The sequence below is a fragment of the Amycolatopsis sp. TRM77291 genome (assembly GCF_054166285.1).
The window spans coordinates 2,082,365-2,100,279 of the sequence record NZ_JBSZHF010000001.1 but is presented as its reverse complement, the minus strand read 5'-3'; the positions used below and the strand labels follow the sequence as shown (position 1 = coordinate 2,100,279).

At 68.6% G+C, this 17,915-nt stretch carries 15 protein-coding genes, 2 tRNA genes and 2 pseudogenes; 10 read left to right on the top strand and 9 right to left on the bottom strand.

Annotation, left to right across the window (positions count from 1 at the left end):
• Positions 1-19 precede the first annotated feature (19 nt).
• Both ACXIZN_RS09850 and ACXIZN_RS09845 read left to right on the top strand, forming a co-directional pair.
• Positions 20-90, top strand: a tRNA-Cys gene (locus ACXIZN_RS09850).
• A gap of 1 nt (position 91) precedes the next feature.
• A tRNA-Val gene (locus ACXIZN_RS09845) sits at positions 92-166 on the top strand.
• Between the two features lie 127 nt (positions 167-293).
• On the opposite strand, the gene ACXIZN_RS09840 is transcribed toward ACXIZN_RS09845, so the two are convergent.
• Positions 294-1,343, bottom strand: coding sequence for an integrase core domain-containing protein (locus tag ACXIZN_RS09840; RefSeq protein WP_457953843.1), 1,050 nt, complete (start codon positions 1,341-1,343; stop codon positions 294-296).
• Between the two features lie 220 nt (positions 1,344-1,563).
• Here ACXIZN_RS09840 and ACXIZN_RS09835 point away from each other — a divergent pair, with 220 nt between their 5' ends.
• From ACXIZN_RS09835 to ACXIZN_RS09815, 5 genes are all read left to right on the top strand, one after another.
• Entirely contained in the window at positions 1,564-1,821 is a 258-nt protein-coding gene (locus ACXIZN_RS09835; RefSeq protein WP_457953841.1) for a hypothetical protein, read from the top strand.
• Between the two features lie 58 nt (positions 1,822-1,879).
• Positions 1,880-2,386 carry a cation:proton antiporter gene (locus ACXIZN_RS09830; RefSeq protein WP_457953840.1) on the top strand — a complete coding sequence of 169 codons (507 nt, stop codon included), beginning with the start codon at positions 1,880-1,882 and terminating at the stop codon, positions 2,384-2,386.
• Positions 2,387-2,524: 138 nt separating this feature from the next.
• A complete protein-coding gene (locus ACXIZN_RS09825) occupies positions 2,525-3,736 on the top strand; it encodes a cation:proton antiporter (protein WP_457953839.1) in 1,212 nt (403 codons plus the stop codon).
• Positions 3,736-3,978, top strand: a complete 243-nt coding sequence (locus tag ACXIZN_RS09820) for a hypothetical protein (protein WP_457953837.1) — start codon at positions 3,736-3,738, stop codon at positions 3,976-3,978. Before ACXIZN_RS09825 ends, ACXIZN_RS09820 begins: the two co-directional genes overlap by 1 nt.
• 347 nt (positions 3,979-4,325) lie before the next feature.
• On the top strand, positions 4,326-7,253 hold the full coding sequence (locus ACXIZN_RS09815) for a PEP/pyruvate-binding domain-containing protein (RefSeq protein ID WP_457953835.1): 2,928 nt from the start codon (positions 4,326-4,328) through the stop codon (positions 7,251-7,253).
• A gap of 5 nt (positions 7,254-7,258) precedes the next feature.
• Here the strand turns inward: ACXIZN_RS09815 and ACXIZN_RS09810 are convergent, their stop codons facing one another.
• The 5 genes and pseudogenes from ACXIZN_RS09810 to ACXIZN_RS09790 form a co-directional block, all read right to left on the bottom strand.
• Positions 7,259-7,744: a DUF6653 family protein gene (locus tag ACXIZN_RS09810; protein ID WP_457953834.1), complete on the bottom strand. Its 486-nt coding sequence runs from the start codon at positions 7,742-7,744 to the stop codon at positions 7,259-7,261.
• 10 nt (positions 7,745-7,754) lie between these two features.
• Entirely contained in the window at positions 7,755-9,023 is a 1,269-nt protein-coding gene (locus ACXIZN_RS09805) for a glycosyltransferase (protein ID WP_457953833.1), read from the bottom strand.
• The gene (locus ACXIZN_RS09800; RefSeq protein WP_457953831.1) at positions 9,020-9,631 is read right to left on the bottom strand and encodes a TetR/AcrR family transcriptional regulator; all 612 of its coding nucleotides are present in this window, start codon (positions 9,629-9,631) and stop codon (positions 9,020-9,022) included. Before ACXIZN_RS09800 ends, ACXIZN_RS09805 begins: the two co-directional genes overlap by 4 nt.
• 31 nt (positions 9,632-9,662) lie before the next feature.
• Positions 9,663-9,842 carry a hypothetical protein gene (locus ACXIZN_RS09795; RefSeq protein WP_457953830.1) on the bottom strand — a complete coding sequence of 60 codons (180 nt, stop codon included), beginning with the start codon at positions 9,840-9,842 and terminating at the stop codon, positions 9,663-9,665.
• 20 nt (positions 9,843-9,862) lie between these two features.
• Positions 9,863-10,722 (bottom strand): annotated as a pseudogene (locus ACXIZN_RS09790) (MFS transporter); the annotation flags it as partial.
• Between the two features lie 48 nt (positions 10,723-10,770).
• On the opposite strand from ACXIZN_RS09790, the pseudogene ACXIZN_RS09785 reads away from it, so the two are divergent.
• Positions 10,771-11,550, top strand: a pseudogene (locus ACXIZN_RS09785) (4Fe-4S dicluster domain-containing protein); the annotation flags it as partial.
• Positions 11,551-11,684: 134 nt separating this feature from the next.
• Here ACXIZN_RS09785 and ACXIZN_RS09780 read toward each other — a convergent pair.
• Entirely contained in the window at positions 11,685-12,860 is a 1,176-nt protein-coding gene (locus ACXIZN_RS09780) for a globin domain-containing protein (RefSeq protein ID WP_457953829.1), read from the bottom strand.
• A 250-nt stretch (positions 12,861-13,110) separates the two neighbouring features.
• Here ACXIZN_RS09780 and ACXIZN_RS09775 point away from each other — a divergent pair, with 250 nt between their 5' ends.
• A complete protein-coding gene (locus ACXIZN_RS09775) occupies positions 13,111-13,995 on the top strand; it encodes a universal stress protein (RefSeq protein WP_457953828.1) in 885 nt (294 codons plus the stop codon).
• Positions 13,992-16,679, top strand: a complete 2,688-nt coding sequence (locus ACXIZN_RS09770; RefSeq protein WP_457953826.1) for a cation-translocating P-type ATPase — start codon at positions 13,992-13,994, stop codon at positions 16,677-16,679. Before ACXIZN_RS09775 ends, ACXIZN_RS09770 begins: the two co-directional genes overlap by 4 nt.
• Before the next feature lie 11 nt (positions 16,680-16,690).
• On the opposite strand, the gene ACXIZN_RS09765 is transcribed toward ACXIZN_RS09770, so the two are convergent.
• Both ACXIZN_RS09765 and ACXIZN_RS09760 read right to left on the bottom strand, forming a co-directional pair.
• A complete protein-coding gene (locus ACXIZN_RS09765; RefSeq protein WP_350573707.1) occupies positions 16,691-17,242 on the bottom strand; it encodes a GNAT family N-acetyltransferase in 552 nt (183 codons plus the stop codon).
• Positions 17,239-17,835 carry an Rv1733c family protein gene (locus tag ACXIZN_RS09760; protein ID WP_457953824.1) on the bottom strand — a complete coding sequence of 199 codons (597 nt, stop codon included), beginning with the start codon at positions 17,833-17,835 and terminating at the stop codon, positions 17,239-17,241. Before ACXIZN_RS09760 ends, ACXIZN_RS09765 begins: the two co-directional genes overlap by 4 nt.
• Positions 17,836-17,915 lie beyond the last annotated feature (80 nt).

Genomic DNA, 17,915 nt, shown 5'->3' with positions numbered 1-17,915 from the left:
GCCCTCTCGGGCCTGACACGGTGGAGTGGCCGAGAGGCGAGGCAACGGCCTGCAAAGCCGTGTACACGGGTTCGAATCCCGTCTCCACCTCGCGCGATTAGCTCAGCGGGAGAGCGCTTCCCTGACACGGAAGAGGTCACTGGTTCAATCCCAGTATCGCGCACCATCTGTTTTCGCAGGTCAGAAGCCCTGCTCCTCCTCGGAGGGGCGGGGCTTCAGTCGTTCAATGGCGATGAAATGGCGATGGCCCTCGGAGCCGTCTCGAGCCTGTGGGTGCCGAGAACTGTGTCACGTCATGCGACCTGCTGATATTCGTGGATCAGTCCGCAGAGCCGATCACGCCGACGAACCCGTCCCGTGCCGGTCACGCGGCCGGGTACCAGGACTCGATCGGGCGGCCGTTGGTTCAAGGAGCGATGGGGCCGATGCTGGTTGAAGTGATCGACATACTCGGCCAGCACTTGCTCCAGGTGACGCTGGTTGACGATGAGTATCCGATCCAGACATTCGCGACGCACACTGCCTACCCATCGCTCGGCGATCGCGTTCGCCCGAGGAGCTCGGACAGGGCTCCGCAGGATGTCGATGCCGACCGACGTGAACACCTCATCGAACGCGGCCGTGAACTTCGCGTCGCGGTCACGGATCAGAAACCGCAAACTGTCCACTCGGTCGCCGAGGTCCACCAGCAGGTTCCGGGCCTGCTGCACCAGCCACTCCGCAGTCGGATGAACCGTCGCCCCAACGATATGCACCCGGCGACGATCATGCTCGACGACAAACAACACGTACAACCGGCGCAGCAACACCGTGTCCACGTGAAAGAAGTCCATCGCCAGAATGCCTTTGGCCTGGGCGATGAGGAACTGCTTCCACGTCGGTCCCGATCGGCGCGGTGTCGGGTCCACTCCCCTATCATTGAGGATCTTCCACACTGTCGAGGGCGCAATCGTGTATCCCAGTTCGCCGTGAATTCGCCGGTAGCCCACGACGGATTGTCCCTCGCCATCTCCACCACCAACCGGCGGATCACCACGGCAACAGCCGGCCGACCCCGTCGACCCCCGTAGGTCCACCGACGTCGCACCAGCGCCGCATGCCACCGCAGGATCGTGCGCGGCGACACGATTAACCGCAACCGACGCCAATTCGGTACTTGCCGCACCAACGCCGTCAGCACCGCACGATCCAGCCCAGGTCAAACGCGGCCGCGCCACCTGACGCCGAAGCACCGCGAGCTGATGACGCAACACCAAGATCTCCGCATCCTTCGCAGCATTCGACCGCGAGCACAGCACCAGCAAACCGAACACCCGCGTCACCAGCAAATACAGAAGCCTCATGATCACAGCATGTGATCATGAACCACGGCACCGTCACCCATCAACCACCCGCCCACACGCCACGAATCAGCTCGTCGACACTCATGACAACGTTTCCGGCACCCACAGGCTCGCCGAAGAGCGTCCGGCGTCCCTGTTGGTCGACACGCTCGGCGGTGACGGACTCGTGGCCCGCACTCGCTGGGTCCGCCAGGGAGGCCGCGCCGTGGTGGTGGGGTACGTGACGGGCACCGAAGCCCGCGTCGACCTGCCGTCCTGGCTTCTCGATGACGTGGCTTTGCTGCCGGTCAACATGATCCGGCAGGAACGCCGGGCCCGCGAGGTAGCCGGTGACCTGGTGAAGCGGCTGTCCGCGGGGGAACTCCGGCTGAGGGTCCAGCGATACTGCGGGCCGGCCGGGTTCGCGGCCGTGCCGTTCTCGTCCCGTAGTGCGGTTCGGTCAGCGGAACCGGTCCATTGGCCGGACCGGTTCCGCTGACCGAACCTGTCCCCATGCTTGGCAGTGAGCCCATGACTACGAACAGCTGGCGGAACTGGTGGATGTGTCAGCCGCTGTAGGTGCGTTCCTGATCGGCCTGACACTCACCGGGGAAGCCGCAGAACGCACGCGGACAGTGCTCTCACCCCTGAGGGACCTGTTCGCCGCCGCCTTCTTCTTGGCCATTGGATTCGCCGTGAGCCCCGCCGATCTGCTACCCGTGCTCCCCACGGCGATGGCACTCGCCGCCGCCGGTATCGCGACCAAGTTCGCGACAGGATGGCTTGCCGCGCGACGCGACGGCGCCGGGTCCCGAGGACGGACGAGGGCAGGCACCATCCTGGTCCCTCGCGGCGAGTTCTCGATCGTGATCGTCAGCCTCGCGGGCGCGGCAAGCGCAACACTCGGTCCTATCGTGACCGCCTACGTCCTCATTCTCGCCACCATCGGCCCCGTGCTCACGCGTTGGCCGCGGTCACGAACCCCGCGAACGACCGTCGAGCGCCAGCACAAGCACGTCGCCGACGAAGACCCGCCGCCGCTGCCTCCAGCACCTCGCGCCTGACACCTGCATCCCGAACCGCCCGGTCGCTGGTTTGCATCTGCGGCTGCCATACGGCATCTTTACGCGCGGAGCGCCGGGAAGCCTGGTCGGCATGACCCATCCATGACGGGTGGGCCATTCGACGTGGACGGGGTTGTGATGGCGCTCGCTTTGGCGTTCGGTCTGGTGCTGTTGATCAGCGTGTCGTTGTCCGGGCTCGCGGCCCGGACCGTGCTTTCCACCGCGTTATTGTTCCTGGTCGCCGGTGCACTGATCGGGCAAGGTGGCTTCGGGCTGGTCGACATCCCGTCGAACGGCGCCTTCGTGACCGGGCTCGCCGACTTGGCCCTCTTCACGGTGCTGTTCACCGACGGCCAGCGCGCCAGTCTGCCCTCCTTGAAGGAGGGATGGCGGCTCTCCGGCCGCGCACTCGGATTGGCGATGCCCTTGACCATGGTCGGAATCGCCGTGCCCACCCACTACCTCACCGGCCTGGACTGGACCACCTCGTTCCTGATCGGTGCCATTCTGTCCCCGACCGACCCGGTCTTCGCGTCGGCCATCGTCGGCCGGACCGACGTGCCACTGCGCCTGCGCAGGCTTCTCAACGTCGAATCCGGGCTCAACGACGGTCTTGCCCTGCCGTTCGTACTGATCTTCTTGGCCACCGCCGCGAACCGGGACACCGATTTCGGCGGAATCGCGATCGAACTCGTCGCCGGTCTCGTACTCGGTGTCGCCATTCCCGCAGCCATCGCACTCGCCTGGCGACTGAAAGTCCTGACCGCTGAACCGCGCCTCCAAGCACTGGGACCATTGGCGGTCGCGGTCATCCTCTACGCAACCTGCCACCTCACCCACGCGAACCCGTACCTCGCCGCATTCGCCGCCGGCGCCACATTGGCGACGATGGACCGCGTCTCGGCCGAGCACTTCGAACACTTCGGTGACCTGCTCTCGGAAACGACGAAGTTCGCCGCTTTGCTCGTGTTCGGCGCTCTCATCACGCCCGAGCGGCTGTCACATCTCAGCTTGGGCGACTGGGCCGTCGCGGTCATTGCCATCGTGCTGATCCGGCCCGCCGCGATGATGTTCTCCCTGATCCGCACTCCGCTGCCCGCACGGGAACGATCGGTCGCTGCCTGGTTCGGGCCGAAGGGTTTCGCGTCCGTCGTTTACGGCCTGCTCGCGCTCCAGGCCGGGATTCCCGCTGGGGAGCACGTCTTCGACCTCGTCGCCATCACGATCGCCTTGTCGATCGTCCTGCACTCCTCTACCGACGTCCCCGTCGCCAAGGCACTCAGAATCGAACCACCCGACAACCTGCCGACAGGACGCCCGGAAGCCCAGGCACAGAAAGAAAGTTCCTGATGGGCACCGTCAACCCCGCCCTGGTGTTCGCGGTGCTGTTCATGGTGCTGCTTGGCGGCATTCCGCGGCGTTACTGGTACCTGCAGCTTCCCGCGGTACTCGGCTGGGTTCTCGTCTGGCTCGACAGTGAATTCACAGGACAGTGGACCGACACGTTGGGCCTGGCGATCACAGTCTTCAGCCTGTTATGGCTCGCCCTTACGGGTAAGCGTGCGGGTCCCCGCGATGATCCCGACGGGTGACGCGGCTCGCTCGTTACTGCTGCAGAAGGCGAGACGGCACTGGAAGGCCGGGTGACCGGCGTCGTCCGGCCGGTCCAACCCCGTTGAGAAAACGTCAAGGTCGACAATGCGCGCCTATCGTGTAGGCCCAACCATCCCGACGCGGGAAGGGGAGCTACGGCCAGTGTCCGATCACTCCATCGCGGAGCTGGCCCGGCTGGTCAGTCGACCCACGTGGTCGAAATCCTGGACATCCTGGTCGAAGCCCCGTGTTCCCTCGAGGATCTCCACCGGCGGCTGCGAGTCGGCCGGCAGGCAGTCGCCTCGGCTCTGCGGGTCCTTGCCGCGGCCGGGGCTGGTCCACCGACATGGCCATTCCGGCAGCTGGCACAACCGTCCTTCGCCATCGGTCCGCCATGGACTCACCGCCATGGGGTCAGCTGGAGGTCTGGACCGCGCTCTACCGGCGGCATCTCGATACCGCACCGGCAAAGAAGAACACTGCAGCTCTAGCGGCGCGGTACTGGTCGGGCTTCTCCTTGCCTTCGCCGGAACCCTGCTCCTCGGCAACGCTGAACACACGATCCCGTGCGGCATCGGATCGCTGGCGCTCCTCGCCGCGATGGCATATCGAACCAGCCGCCGAATCACCTGAGTCCACCACAGGAGGAGGAGAGATGAAACTGATCCGTCTGTCCGAGATCGATGCGTCGATGATCGACCTGGTAGGCGGGAAGGCCGCCGGCCTCGGTGAGATGATCAAGGCGGGCGAGCGCGTCCCGGACGGCTTTTGCTTGACCGTCGAGGCGTACTCGTCGAGAGACCTCCCCGAAAACGAGGTGATCGGCGCCTACGAGCGGCTTGGCAGCGGCCAGGTCGCGGTGCGTTCCAGCGCCACTGCGGAGGATCTGCCGGAAGCCAGCTTCGCCGGTCAGCAGGACACCTTCCTCGATGTCAACGGGCCCGCGTCGCTCGTCGATGCCATCCACAAGTGCTGGGATTCCCTGCATTCCGACCGGGCCGTGGCCTACCGCGCCGCCGCCGGCATCGACGACGCCGCCATGGCGGTGGTGATCCAGCGGATGATCGACCCCGTGGTGGCCGGTGTTCTGTTCACCGCCAACCCGATCACCGGTTGCCGCACCGAGATGATCATCGACGCCGCTCCAGGTTTGGGAACGGCGATCGTCGACGGCACTGTCGTGCCCGATCACTATGTTCTCGGGCACGCGCGAACCGTGCCACAGCTGCCCGAAGGATGTCTCGGCACACAAGAACTCGAAAAACTCCGGGACGCCGGCCTGCGCCTGCAACGGCATTTCGGCTCTCCACAGGACATCGAGTGGGCGATCGATTCCGACGGCGTGCTGTGGTTGCTGCAGTCACGGCCGATCACCACCCTGTTCCCGTCGCCACCGGACACCGGTGAGACCCGGCTGTATCTCGAGTTCGGCCATATCCAGGGCATGCTCCGCCCCTGCACGCCGATGGGGATCTCTCTGCTGAAGGCCGGATCGGCGCTGTGGTTCCACGCACACGGGGTCCATGGCGATCCGCGGGATCCGCTGCCTCGTATGGTTCCCATCGGTGGACGGCTCTATTTCGACCTGACCGACTTCGTCCGGCACAAGGCCATGCGCAAACGCTTGTCGACGTCCTTGCAGGTGTACGGGCCGCGAGTGCAGGGGGCCGTCGAGCACATGATGACCGATCCCCGCTTCGCCCCGCGGCGTGGTCTTCCGTTCCGGCTGGGGAACCTCCTCAGGGCCACGGCGTTGCTGGCGCCGAGCATGGTCGCCGGAATCGCGTCGAGCGTCGCCCGCCCGGACGCGGCGCGTGTCCGCTCGTACCGTGCGGTCGAGGAGATCCGGCGCCTGACCGTACCGCCCTCGAACCCGGCCACCACGGCGGAACGACTGAGGTGGGTCATCGAGGACTCACACCGGGCGATCATGAGCCGCGGCATGCTGGGGCTCATGGGGCCCTTGATGGCCGGGATCCTCCTCGGCGCGGCGCCCTCCGGTCTGCTGAAAGGCATCGCCTCCAACGAGGAACTCGACATCGTCCTGGGCGGGATGCCTCACAACGTGACCACCGAGATGGACCTGCTCCTCTGGAACCTCGCGGTGAACGCGCGCAAGCACCGCGACATCTTCCTCGGCATCACACCGGACGAACTGGCGGCGCGGTATCGCACCGGGCGGCTGCCCGACATCGGCATGGCCGGGTTCCTCGACAGGTACGGCATGCGCGCGGCAGCCGAGATCGATGTCGGCATGCCCCGCTGGGACGAGGATCCGGCGCCGTTGTTCGCCACGATCGCCAACTACCTCCGCGTGGATGACCCCGAGCTGGCCCCGGACCGGCGTTTCCGCCAAGCCGCGCACAAGGCCGAAGCGATGATCGAGACGCTGGCCCGCCGGGCTCGGCGCCGGCGGCCGGTCCGCGGGCGGATCGCGACCTTCCTCATGCGCCGGTCGCGTAAGCTCACCGGGCTGCGGGAGATCGGGAAATTCGCGTGGCTGCCCGCTATCCGAGCCTCCCGGCGCCAACTCCTCCTCATCGGTGATGATCTCGTGTCGCGCGGCCTGCTGAAGAGTCGCGAGGACATCATGTTCCTCACACTCGACGAAGCGCGCGCGGCCGTCCATGACGCCACCGACCACCGCCGGCTGGTCGCCTCACGCCGCGCGGACCACCGACGGGAGTTGCGGCGGTCCACTGTCCCGGGCGCCTTGCTCTCCGATGGAACCGACGTGGAAGCGCTTGTCCCGCCGGGGCCGGTCGAAGACGGCGTGCTGACCGGCATGGCCGGTGCGGCGGGCCAGGCGACCGGGAGGGCCCGGGTGATCCGGGATCCGGCCGGTGCGTACATCGAGCCCGGCGAAATCCTCGTGGCGCCGACCACCGACCCCGGATGGACCCCGCTGTTCCTGACCACCGCGGGCCTGGTCACCGAAACCGGCTCACCGGTCGCGCACGGCCCCACGGTCGCCCGGGAATACGGCATCCCCGCCGTCATCTGCGTCCGCNGGGATCCGGCCGGTGCGTACATCGAGCCCGGCGAAATCCTCGTGGCGCCGACCACCGACCCCGGATGGACCCCGCTGTTCCTGACCACCGCGGGCCTGGTCACCGAAACCGGCTCACCGGTCGCGCACGGCCCCACGGTCGCCCGGGAATACGGCATCCCCGCCGTCATCTGCGTCCGCAACGCCACCCACGAAATCACCACCGGCCAGCTGATCACCATCGATGGAACCGCGGGAACGGTGCGGATAGTGAACGAAGACTGACACCTTCACGCGGTCGCCTGTTCCGCGGCGCGTTCCCAAAGCCAGCCGAACCTGTCGATGCGCCACAGCTGGGCCATGATGACGACGACCGCCCCGAAGAGGGTCGGCCAGAAATCCAGCATCACCAGGCCCCAGGTGATCAGGCCGAATCCGGCGAGGCCGAGTACGACCAGGACACGCAGTACCCGGCGATGGTTCGGCGGGACCGACGATTTGTCCTGCGCCCAGACGCGTTCGCCGTAGATCCCGCGGGCGGCCCAGCTGCGCGGCTCGACCGGCGGGAACGCCGACGGGTTGAGGAACAGCCACAGCACCACCGCCGCGATCGGCGCCAGGCACCACCAGCCGATCCAGGTCCTGCTCCAGATCGCGAGCAGCATCAGCGGAATGGCCGCGAAGCGGGTCCACACGCTCCAGGGGTTCGCATGACGGCGCCACGCTTCATCGTCCATCCGGAAGGTCTTCGCGACCGCTTCGGTGAATTCCACCATGATTTCCTTGTCAGGTCAGGGTTTCAAGAAAGCCCGCAGCGGTGGACACACCGTTCTCCGCCCGGATCTGGCGGCCGAGCCGGGCGGCTCGTTCGCGCATCCCGACGTCGCCGGTGGCCTGCCGCAGCGCCTCGGCGAGCCGCTCCGCCGTGAGGTTTTGCTGGCGTATCGGTGCCGGCGCGACTCCGACGGCGTGCACGCGGTTCGCCCAGTACGGCTGGTCGGCGACGAACGGACACACCACCTGCGGTACGCCCGCCGCCAGCGCGGCGCCGGTCGTGCCGCCGCCACCGTGATGCGCGACCGCGCTCATCCGCGGGAACAGCCAGTCGTGCGGGGCGTGGTCGATCACGAACAGATCGCCGGTGCCGGCGTCCGCGGAGATGCCGCCCCAGCCGGTGGCGAGCACCGCGCGGACACCGGCCCGGCCGACCGCTTCCTCGACCACCGCGCGGGTGCCGCGCGCGTCCCGGCCTGCCATGCTGCCGAATCCGATGTGGACCGGAGCGGGGCCGGCGTCGAGGAAGGCACGCAACTCCGCGTCCGGCTCCCAGCCTGTCACCGCCGGGAGGTACCAGAAGCCGGTGGTGTGCACCGAAGCCGGCCAATCGCGGGCGGAGACGGTGATCTGACGGCTGAAGGCTTGCAGGACCGGACGGTCCTTGCCGTGTTCGTCGTGCAGGATGTCGTGGCTTCCCCGGCGGCGCGGCAATCCGAGTTCGGTGGTACGCCACTTAGTGGTGATACCGGCGTACATCCGCAGTATGGCGCCCACGGCGAGATACGTGGCGCGGTTCAGCCTCCTCGGCAGGCGGGGCAAGGGCATCATCGGGCAGGGGAAGTCGCCGGTGGGAATCCAACCGGGTTGCAGCGCGACGACGACCGCGGGCACGCCCAGCATCTCGGCGGCGTGGTGAGCGGGTACCCCGGTCGTGTGCACGACGATGTCCGCGCGGGACGTTTTCGCGACCACACCGATGTTGTGCAAGACCTCCGCCATCAGCGGCTTGACCCGTTGAGCGGTCCGCACCGCGGTGATCTTGCCCCGCACTCCGCGATAGCCTCCCTCGATGGCCTCTTGCACCACCGGGTCGTTCATCAGCCGGTTCGGCCCCTCACCCAACGAAGCGAACTCGACGTCGTACTCCCCCGCGGCGTCGGCGAACGAGTCCGGCGCGGCCAGCAACGCCTCGTGTCCGCGAGCGCGCAGGGCGACCGCGAGGGCGAGCATCGGTTGCACGTCACCCCGCGTGCCGTGGGTGACCAGTAACGCCCTCACTTCGCGCGCTCTTCGCCGTTGATGGCGGCGTAGGCGGACAGCCACCGGTCATCGGCGAACAGGCCGTTGGTCAGCATCTCCAGCCCCGCCTTGGCTCCCCGGACCGCGGTCGCGGTCTCCGCCGGATCCCCGCCCAGCAGCCGTCCCACGTGATCGCCGAGTACGAGGGGTGCCAGCAGCCAGGACACATACACGACGGCGCGTGCCCGGGAGTCGCCCGAGGAACGCACCCATCCTTCGCGCTCACCGTCGGCCAGCCATGCCTCGGTGCGATCCACGATCTCGGTGAACAGGGCGGACGCGCCACTCGACCCGTCCAGGAAGGCCCGGGCCAGATACCGCCGCACCGGCGTGGCGGCCCGCAACACCTCGCCCAGCGCGTCGGTCCCCGCCTCGCCACCGGAACGGATCGCATCGAGCACGTGGTCGTCACACGCCTGCCGCAACCCGTCCTTCGACCCGAAATGGTGCAGCACCAGCCCCGGCGACACCCCCACATCCGCGGCCACCGCCCGCACCGAGGTCCCCGCGATGCCGTCGGCGCCGAATCTGGCCAACGCGGCGTCGCGGATCCGGGCCCGCGCGGTCAGATCAGAAACTGAACTCATGTTCAAAGTATTGAACACTTGTTCAGTCCGGTCAAGCCGACGAAGCGCCGGCTTCCGCACGAGCGGCCAGCTGCTCGACAAGGCGTCGCCCACACCGCCGGGTCGGCTCCTCGGTCGCTGCCGCCGCCGGCCCCACCGTCCCGGCGAGGTTCTCGTCCGAGCCGATGCACGGTTTGGTGTTCTCGTCCGTCGCGGACGTCGTCTCGATCATCACTGCTCACTCGTCCTTGATCAAGACTTACACCGTTTCGCGGACAGTTCCCGGCCTTGTTCGGCGATCGCACGACGTACCGTGGTGGCGGTGAAGGCCAACGCGCCGCCGGCGACCGCGGCCAGAGCGGCCAAGCCCACCGCGTACGAGCCCAACGCGCCGTAGAGGGCGCCCATCACCAGCGGCGGCACGAATCCGCCAAGACCACCTGCTGCGCCGACGATCCCGGTGACCGAACCGACCTTGTTCCCCGGCGCGAGCAGGGCGACGAGCGCGAAGACCGCGCCACTGCCGGCGCCGAGCGCGGCGGCCATGGACAGGAAGGCGATCGTGCCGAGCGGCATCAGGGCCGGGGTGAACGCCGTGACCGCGGCCGCGGCGGTGACCACCGTGAAGACTCCGGCCAAGACCCGCACCGGTCCGATCCGGTCGGACAGCCACCCGCCCGCCGGGCGCATCAGAACTGCCAAGAGCACGAAGCTGCCATGCGGTTGGCCGCGTCGGCCTGAGTGAGCCCGTAAGCGGCCTTCAGATAAGCGGGCAGATAGACGGAAAACGCGACGTAGCCGCCGAAAGCGACCGCGTACAGCGCCGAGGCCTGCCACGTGATGGGCAACCGAGCCGTGTCCGCCAGGCGGCGGAGGGCAGGTTCGGTCGGCACCGTCCGGCCTGGCGCGTCCCGCAGCAACAGGAACGCGACGGCGGCGTAGAGCGCCAGTACGACGGTGGTGATGACGAACGGTGTCGCAGCTCCGCCGGCGTCCACGAGCTGCACCGTGGTCAAGGCACTGATCGCGGTGCCGCCCATGCCCGCCCCGAACACGCCGATCGCCAGCCCACGTCGCTGCGGCGGGAACCAGGCGTTGACGAACGGCGCAGCCTCGGCGGCGCCCACGAACGCGCCGGGACCGACCCCAACATCACCGCGATGGACCCCGACGCGGCGGCACGGGTGAAGTTCGAGTTCGAGAAGACCTTCATGTTCCACCTGCCGCGGATCTGCGAGCACTGTCTCAACCCCGCCTGCGTCTCCGCCTGCCCGTCGGGCGCGATGTACAAACGCGAGGAGGACGGCATCGTCCTGGTCGACCAGGACCGCTGCCGCGGCTGGCGGATGTGCGTGAGCGCCTGTCCCTACAAGAAGGTCTACGTCAACCACGCCACCGGCAAGGCCGAGAAGTGCACCTTTTGCTTCCCGCGCATCGAAGCCGGCCAGCCCACCATCTGTTCGGAGACCTGTGTCGGCAGGCTGCGCTATCTGGGGCTGGTCTTCTATGACGAGGACGCTGTGCTCGCCGCCGCCTCCGTCGAAGACGAGCAGGAGCTGCTGACCGCGCAACGAGCGGTGTTCCTCGACCCGCACGATCCCGAGACGGTGCGCCTGGCGACCGAGGCGGGCCTGCCCGAGGAGTGGGTGCTCGCCGCGCAGGCCTCGCCGGTGTGGAAGCTGATCAGCGAGTACAAGATCGCTTTGCCGCTGCACCCGGAATACCGCACCCTGCCGATGGTCTGGTACGTCCCTCCGCTCTCTCCCGTGTTGGACGCCGTCAATGCCGCGGGGCGCGACGACACGGACGCCGACGACGTCTTCCACACCATCCGTGATCTGCGGATCCCGGTGGAATACCTCGCCGAACTGTTCACCGCGGGCGACGCCGACGCGGTGGCCGGCGTGTTGATGAAGCTCGCCGCGATGCGTTCCTACATGCGTGCCCGCACCCTCGACGGCACCGTGGCCGAGGAACTCTGTGAGGCCGTCGGCATGTCCGGCAAGGAGATCGAGGCGATGTACCGGCTGCTCGCGATCGCCAAGTACGACGAGCGCTACGTCATCCCCGCCGCCTACGCCAAGGACGCCGCCGCGCTCGAAGCACAGGCCGCGTCCACTTCGGACTGTTCGCTGGACTGCACCGGCGGCCCCGGGATGACCGAACCGGCCGCGACCGCCGAGCGGTTCCACCTCGTGACCGAAGACCGGCAGGTCCGCCCAGGCCGCCGGAGCCTGTTCGCGCGCCGCGGCGACGGCAGGCTCGGCCTGACCATCGATCCCGCCGGAGGCCGCTCATGACCGCGCCCGAGAAGTCCTTTGTGGAGGGTGCCGACCGGACCCGGCTGTTCGAGCTCGCCTCGGTGCTGCTCACCTACCCCGACGCCGCACTGATCGGGGCCGGGAAGGAACTGACCTCCGCCGTCGGCGACATCACCCACGACGAGGTACGGGAACAGCTCACCGCGTTCCTCGACTGGTTCCTGACCACCGACTCCCTCCAGGTCGAGACCCACTACGTGGTCGTGCAGGTGGTTGGACACCGCGCCGTCCGGGGCGCCGTCGTGGCCGCGAACCCGGCGGACGGTGATCCGCAATGAGCCCCTTCCAGGGCCCTGCGACAGGGAGTACTGGCGAGGCTGGCGACGGCCGTCGGGCAGATCGACGGCGACCGAAACGTACTGGCCCGGCAGGAAATCCGGGACGGCCGGGCCGTCATCGGGCACCAGCGTGAACGACACCACGTCGACGGCCTCATCGAGGCGCTTGGCCACCCGCCAGCGTCGCCAGAGGTCGGCGGGATCGTGGTCGCCACGTTCGTAGAGGCGGGCCTCGGCCGCGATCAGCCGGCAGGCGAGCAGCCAGTAGACCTCGTGCCACGCCGCGGAGACTTCGGGGGTGACCGCGGCACCGAGGACCGTGCCGACGGCGGTGAGCAAATAGTGACCGACGAGCGGGTACTGCTCGGCCCGGATGCCCAGCGACACGTGCTTGTGCGCGATCCGCTCGGCGACTCGCTCGAACGGCGCGGCGTCGTCGCCGTCGAGCAGGTGCTCGGCGAAGCCGGCGACGGCCGACGCCAGCGCGAGCTTCTGGCGGCCGTCGGCCTGGTTGCCCTGGTTGAACAGGTCGAGCAGTTCCGGATGCGCGGCGAACATCGACGAGTAGAACTCGCCGGTGATTTCCACGGCGTGCGCGCGCACGACGGGCAAGGTGGCGCGAACCACCGCGGCGGATGCTGGGGACAGCAAGGAATTCTCCTTCTTCGGGGAGTAGGACCAGGCCTCGCGAAGGCGCCGATGCGGCCACGGCCGATCTCTCGCCGATCCTGCCGGGAACGCGGTGCGGCACCTAGGGATCTTCGGCGTACTCGGCCGGGGACCTTGGTCCTTACGAAACTCGGCCGATGGCACTGGGACCGGAATTCGAGGGACGGCAAGGTGGGTCACGTGATCAGGCCCGCCCAGTGGGGCGGGGACCTACTCCCGATTCGAGGACACGATGACCGCACCAGACGTGCGACCGGTAGTGGTGGGTGTGGACGGCTCTTCTTCGGCCCTCCACGCGGCGCGCTGGGCCGCGACCGAAGCGGCGAGGCGGAAGGCGCCGTTGTCGATCACGCATGCCTGCATGCTCATCCCGGTACAGCTGCCGCCCGGGGTCGAGTTGCCGAGGCCGTACGCCGACGCGCTGACCGAACAAGGACGGGAAATACTCGCGGCCGCCGCGGATGCGGCCAGGGAAGCCGCCCCCGAGGTCGACGTGACCACCGAGCTGCGCGGCGGGGCAGCGGCCGAGCACCTCATCGGGCGATCGGCCTCGGCGGAGTTGATCGTGCTGGGCTCTCGCGGCCTTGGCGGGTTCACCGGGCTGCTGGTCGGCTCCATCGCGGTCGCGGTCGCGACGCACGGACATTGCCCGGTCGTCGTCGTCCGGGGAACGGACCGGCCACAGGACGCGCCGGTCGTCGTCGGTGTGGACGGTTCGCCGACGAGTGATGCGGCTTTGGCTTTCGCCTTCGACGCCGCCGCGGCGCGCGGTACGCGTCTGGTCGCCGTGCGCGCGTGGTCGGACTTCGCCGTGGGCAACGCCTGGGAGTTCGGCTCCGCGCTGGACTGGGAGGCCGTCCAAGCGGCGGAGGCCCGGCTGGTGGAACAGCGGCTCGACGCCTACCGGAGCGAGTACCCCGACGTGCCCGCCCAGGGTGTCGTCGTTCGCGACCGGCCGACGCACACGTTGCTCGAACACTCCGAGGACGCCCAGCTTGTCGTTGTCGGTTCTCGAGGCCGAGGCGGTTTCCGCGGACTGCTCTTGGGTTCCACCAGCCAGGCGCTGATCCACCACTCCGCCTCTCCGGTGGCCGTCGTCCCGCCCGCCCGACAGTGAAAACCGCACCGGCGAAGGGGCCCGCGACCCGCCAGGTGCCGGAAGTCTCCGCTCCCTGGTCCGTCGAGACCACGGAGCTCGCATCTCGCCTCGGCGTCGATCCGGGGCGAGGTCTGGACTCCTCGGACGCGGGCGACCGGCTCGAGGTGGCAGGCCCCAACCGGCTCGCCGAGGCAACGGCCAGGCCGTGGTGGCGGGTGCTGGTGGCGCAGGTGGCCAGCCCGCTGAACCTCGTGCTCGTGGTGGCGGCCGCGTTGGCCGGCGTGGTGGAGCGGTCGTATCGGGAAGCGCTCGTCATCGGACTGGTCCTCGGCCTGAACGGCGTCCTGGGTTTCGTCCAGGAACGACGGGCAGATCGCGCCGTCACCGCGCTGAAGAGCCTGCTCAGCCCGTCGGCCCGGGTCCGCCGCGACGGCAGGGTGACCGAGGTGCCCGCGGCCGAGCTCGTGCCGGGTGACGTCGTCCTGGTGGAAGCCGGTGACCGCGTGCCCGCGGACGGCCGGGTGCTCTCGACGGTGAACCTGGAAACCGATGAATCCGGTTTGACCGGCGAATCCGCGCCCGTATCCAAATCCGCGGCACCGCGGCAGGGCGAGCTGGCGCTGCCCGATCGGACGTCCATGGCCCATATGACGAGCATCGTCACGAGGGGCCGTGGCGAGCTGCTGGTCACGAGCACCGGCATGGGCACGGAGATCGGCAAGGTCGCCGGCCTGCTGGAGCGCACCGATTCGACGCGGACCCCGTTGCAGCGGCAGCTGGACAAGCTCGGCGTCCGCCTGGCCTACCTCGCCGGCGTGGCGGTCCTGCTCGTGGCGGTACTGCAATTCGCGGCAGGCGGCGGTATCGGTGAGGTGATCACGCTGGCCGTCGCGCTCGGCGTGGCCGCCATCCCGGAAGGGCTGCCCGCGGTCGTCACGGTGACACTGGCGCTGGGAATGCGGCGCATGGCCCGTCAGCGCGCGATCGTCAAACGGCTCCCCGCGGTGGAAACCCTGGGAGCGACGACGGTCATCTGCACCGACAAGACCGGCACGCTCACGCTGAACCAGATGACCGCCCGTTCGCTGTGGTACGCCGGTCGCCGCTACCTGGTGTCGGGTGAAGGCTACGGTTTCGAAGGCGCGATCACCGCCGAAGACGGTGGTGAAGTCCCCGATCTCGGTGAGCTGCTGACCACCGCGGTGCTGTGCAACGACGCGGTGGTCCAGGACGCCACTCTCGTCGGCGACCCGACCGAGGGCGCGCTGGTGACTTTGGCGGGTAAAGCGGAGCTGGACGTCGCGGCATTGCGCGGCGCCGATCCCCGCGTCTCCGAGATCCCCTTCGACTCCGCCCTGAAGTACATGGCGACGTTCCACCGGCACGGGCGAGCGCTCCGTGCGCACGTGAAGGGAGCGGCGGACGTCCTGCTCCACCTGGCCACCCATGTGCGCCGGGAACACGGTGTTGTCCCGCTCGACGATGCCGAACGCAGCCGTCTGCTCACGGAACTCGATCATCTCGCGGGACGAGGTCAGCGCGTCCTGGCCGTCGCCCACGGCGACACGGACGCCGGGGCGCCCACGCTGCCGCGCCGACTGGTCCTGATCGGGCTGATCGGCCTACTCGACCCGCCACGGCCGGAAGCCCGCACCGCGGTGGCCGAATGCCATGCCGCCGGCATCGACGTCAAGATGATCACCGGTGATCACCTGGCCACCGCGACCTCCATCGCCCGCGCGGTCGGCATCGAGGGCGACGGCATGTCGGGACTGGACATCGACCGCCTCGACGACCGTGCCCTCGAACAGGCCGCGACCACCACCGGCGTGTTCGCGCGGGTGGCGCCGGAACACAAGATCCGCATCGTCGACACGCTCAAGCGGCGAGGCGACGTCGTCGCCATGACCGGTGACGGCGTGAACGACGCACCGGCGCTCAAAGCCGCCCACATCGGTGTGGCCATGGGGATCACCGGCTCCGACGTGTCCAAGGAAGCCGCCGCGATGATCCTCACCGACGACAATTTCGCGACCATCGTCCGGGCAGTCCGCGCCGGCCGCACGATCTACGACAACATCGTCAAGTTCGTCCGCTTCCAGGTAGGCACCAATGTCGCCGCGATCCTCACCATGGTGCTCGGCTCCCTGTTGTTCAGTACCGGAACCAGCGTTCTGACACCGCTGATGTTGTTGTGGGTCAACGTGATCGCCGACGGCCCCCCGGCATTGGCGCTCGGCCTGGAACCACCGCGGCGAGCCGTCATGGAGGAGCCGCCACGACGCTCGGGAGCGCAGATCCTCAGCGCTGGACGCCTGACGCGGATCCTGTTGTCCGGACTCGTGATGGTGGCCGGCACCCTCTACGCGTTCGCCCACGGCCTGGACCGCGGCATCGAAGTGGCGCACACCCTGGCCTTCGTGACCTTCGTGGTGTTCCAGTTGTTCAACATCCTCAACGTCCGCGACGAACACGCCTCGGCGTTCGGCAGGCTCCTTTTCCGTAACAGGCGGCTCTGGGCCGCACTGGGTGCGGTGCTCGCCCTGCAGATCTGCGCCGTCTACCTGCCCGCCGCGCAGTCCCTGTTCGGCACGACCGCCTTGACCGCCCTCGACTGGCTCGCCGCCACCGCGATCGCGTCTTCCGTCCTGTGGGCCGAAGAACTACGCAAAGCGGTGTCACGCCGACGGCGGGCTCGCTGACCGAGGCCGATTCAGCGCTCTGTCCGTTCCGGGCTCTGTTCGAGTGGGACCGTCGCTTCGGCGATGCCTTGCGAGATCACCCGCTTCACGTGCGTTTCGTCGAGCAGATCGGCGACCGGCCGATTGTCGGCGAGGTAGGTGACGGTGAACCGATCGAACCCGTTACGCAGAGCCGCGACCGCGAGCCGTCGGATCAGCGCCGACGCCACGCCTGCTCGTCGCCAACGCGGGTCGACGGCCACCGCGATCTCGGCGACGCCGGGATCCTGGGTCGCCTCGTAGCGTGCGACCGCGACTCCATGTCCGTCGGGATCCCTGGCCACCAACGCGTAGCGACGATGGAAGTCGAGCTCGGTCAGGTGCTCGAGCAGGCGGGGCGTCACCTTCGGAGGTGGCCCGCAGAACCTGCCGTGAAGCGTTCCTGCGTCGGCGTGGCGAATCGCCTCCCCCAGTTCCGCAGCGTCCGCCGAAGTGAGTCTGCGGACCGACACGGTCCGGCCGTCCCGCAGGGTCACCTTCGCGGTCTCGTCGACGTCCGCGTCGCGGGTGGACCGCCCGTTCATGAATGGCTCCACCGCCGGGACACCGTCTCCCACTCTCGCTGCCACCGGTCGGTGCGCGCCCGGTCGAGGAAGAACCGGCTGACCCGGTACACCAGCCAGCTGAAGATCAGAACAGCGCCCCAGAGGCCCGCACCGGCCCCGAAGCCGCGGATGGCCGCGGCGGAGCGGGTCAGCGGTGCCTCCACCGGCTGACCGGCCTCGTCGAGCCACACCGGTACCCGGGCGCCCACCGGTGTCCCCCGCGTCGCGGGCACCTTCCCGACTCGAAGGGAGCCGTCGGGAAGCGTCCAGCGCGCCTTCACGGGCGTGGTGTCCGCGGTGGCCCCGGACCGGACCGCGATGGCGACCGGCGCTCCGGCCTCGAGCAGCATCGCGTCGCCCCGGTGCCGGACGGCGGTTTCGGCGGCCGACCTCTCCTTTCCGGCCGCGAACACCGCCGAACCCGCCGCCACGGCGAACGGCAGTCCGGCCATCGCGATCAGCACAGCGAACACCAGGATCAGTCCCTCGAGCCGGTCCACGGACCTGACCAGCGGGCCGTGGCCAGGATGAACGATCCGCCAGAGTCGCAGGAAACGTGCCGGGATGTTCATCGTCGGCCTCCAGCCGCTTCTCTGGGAATGGACGGTTCTCAGCGTCCCCTCACCACGCCGAGGCAACGAGGGGCGACGGT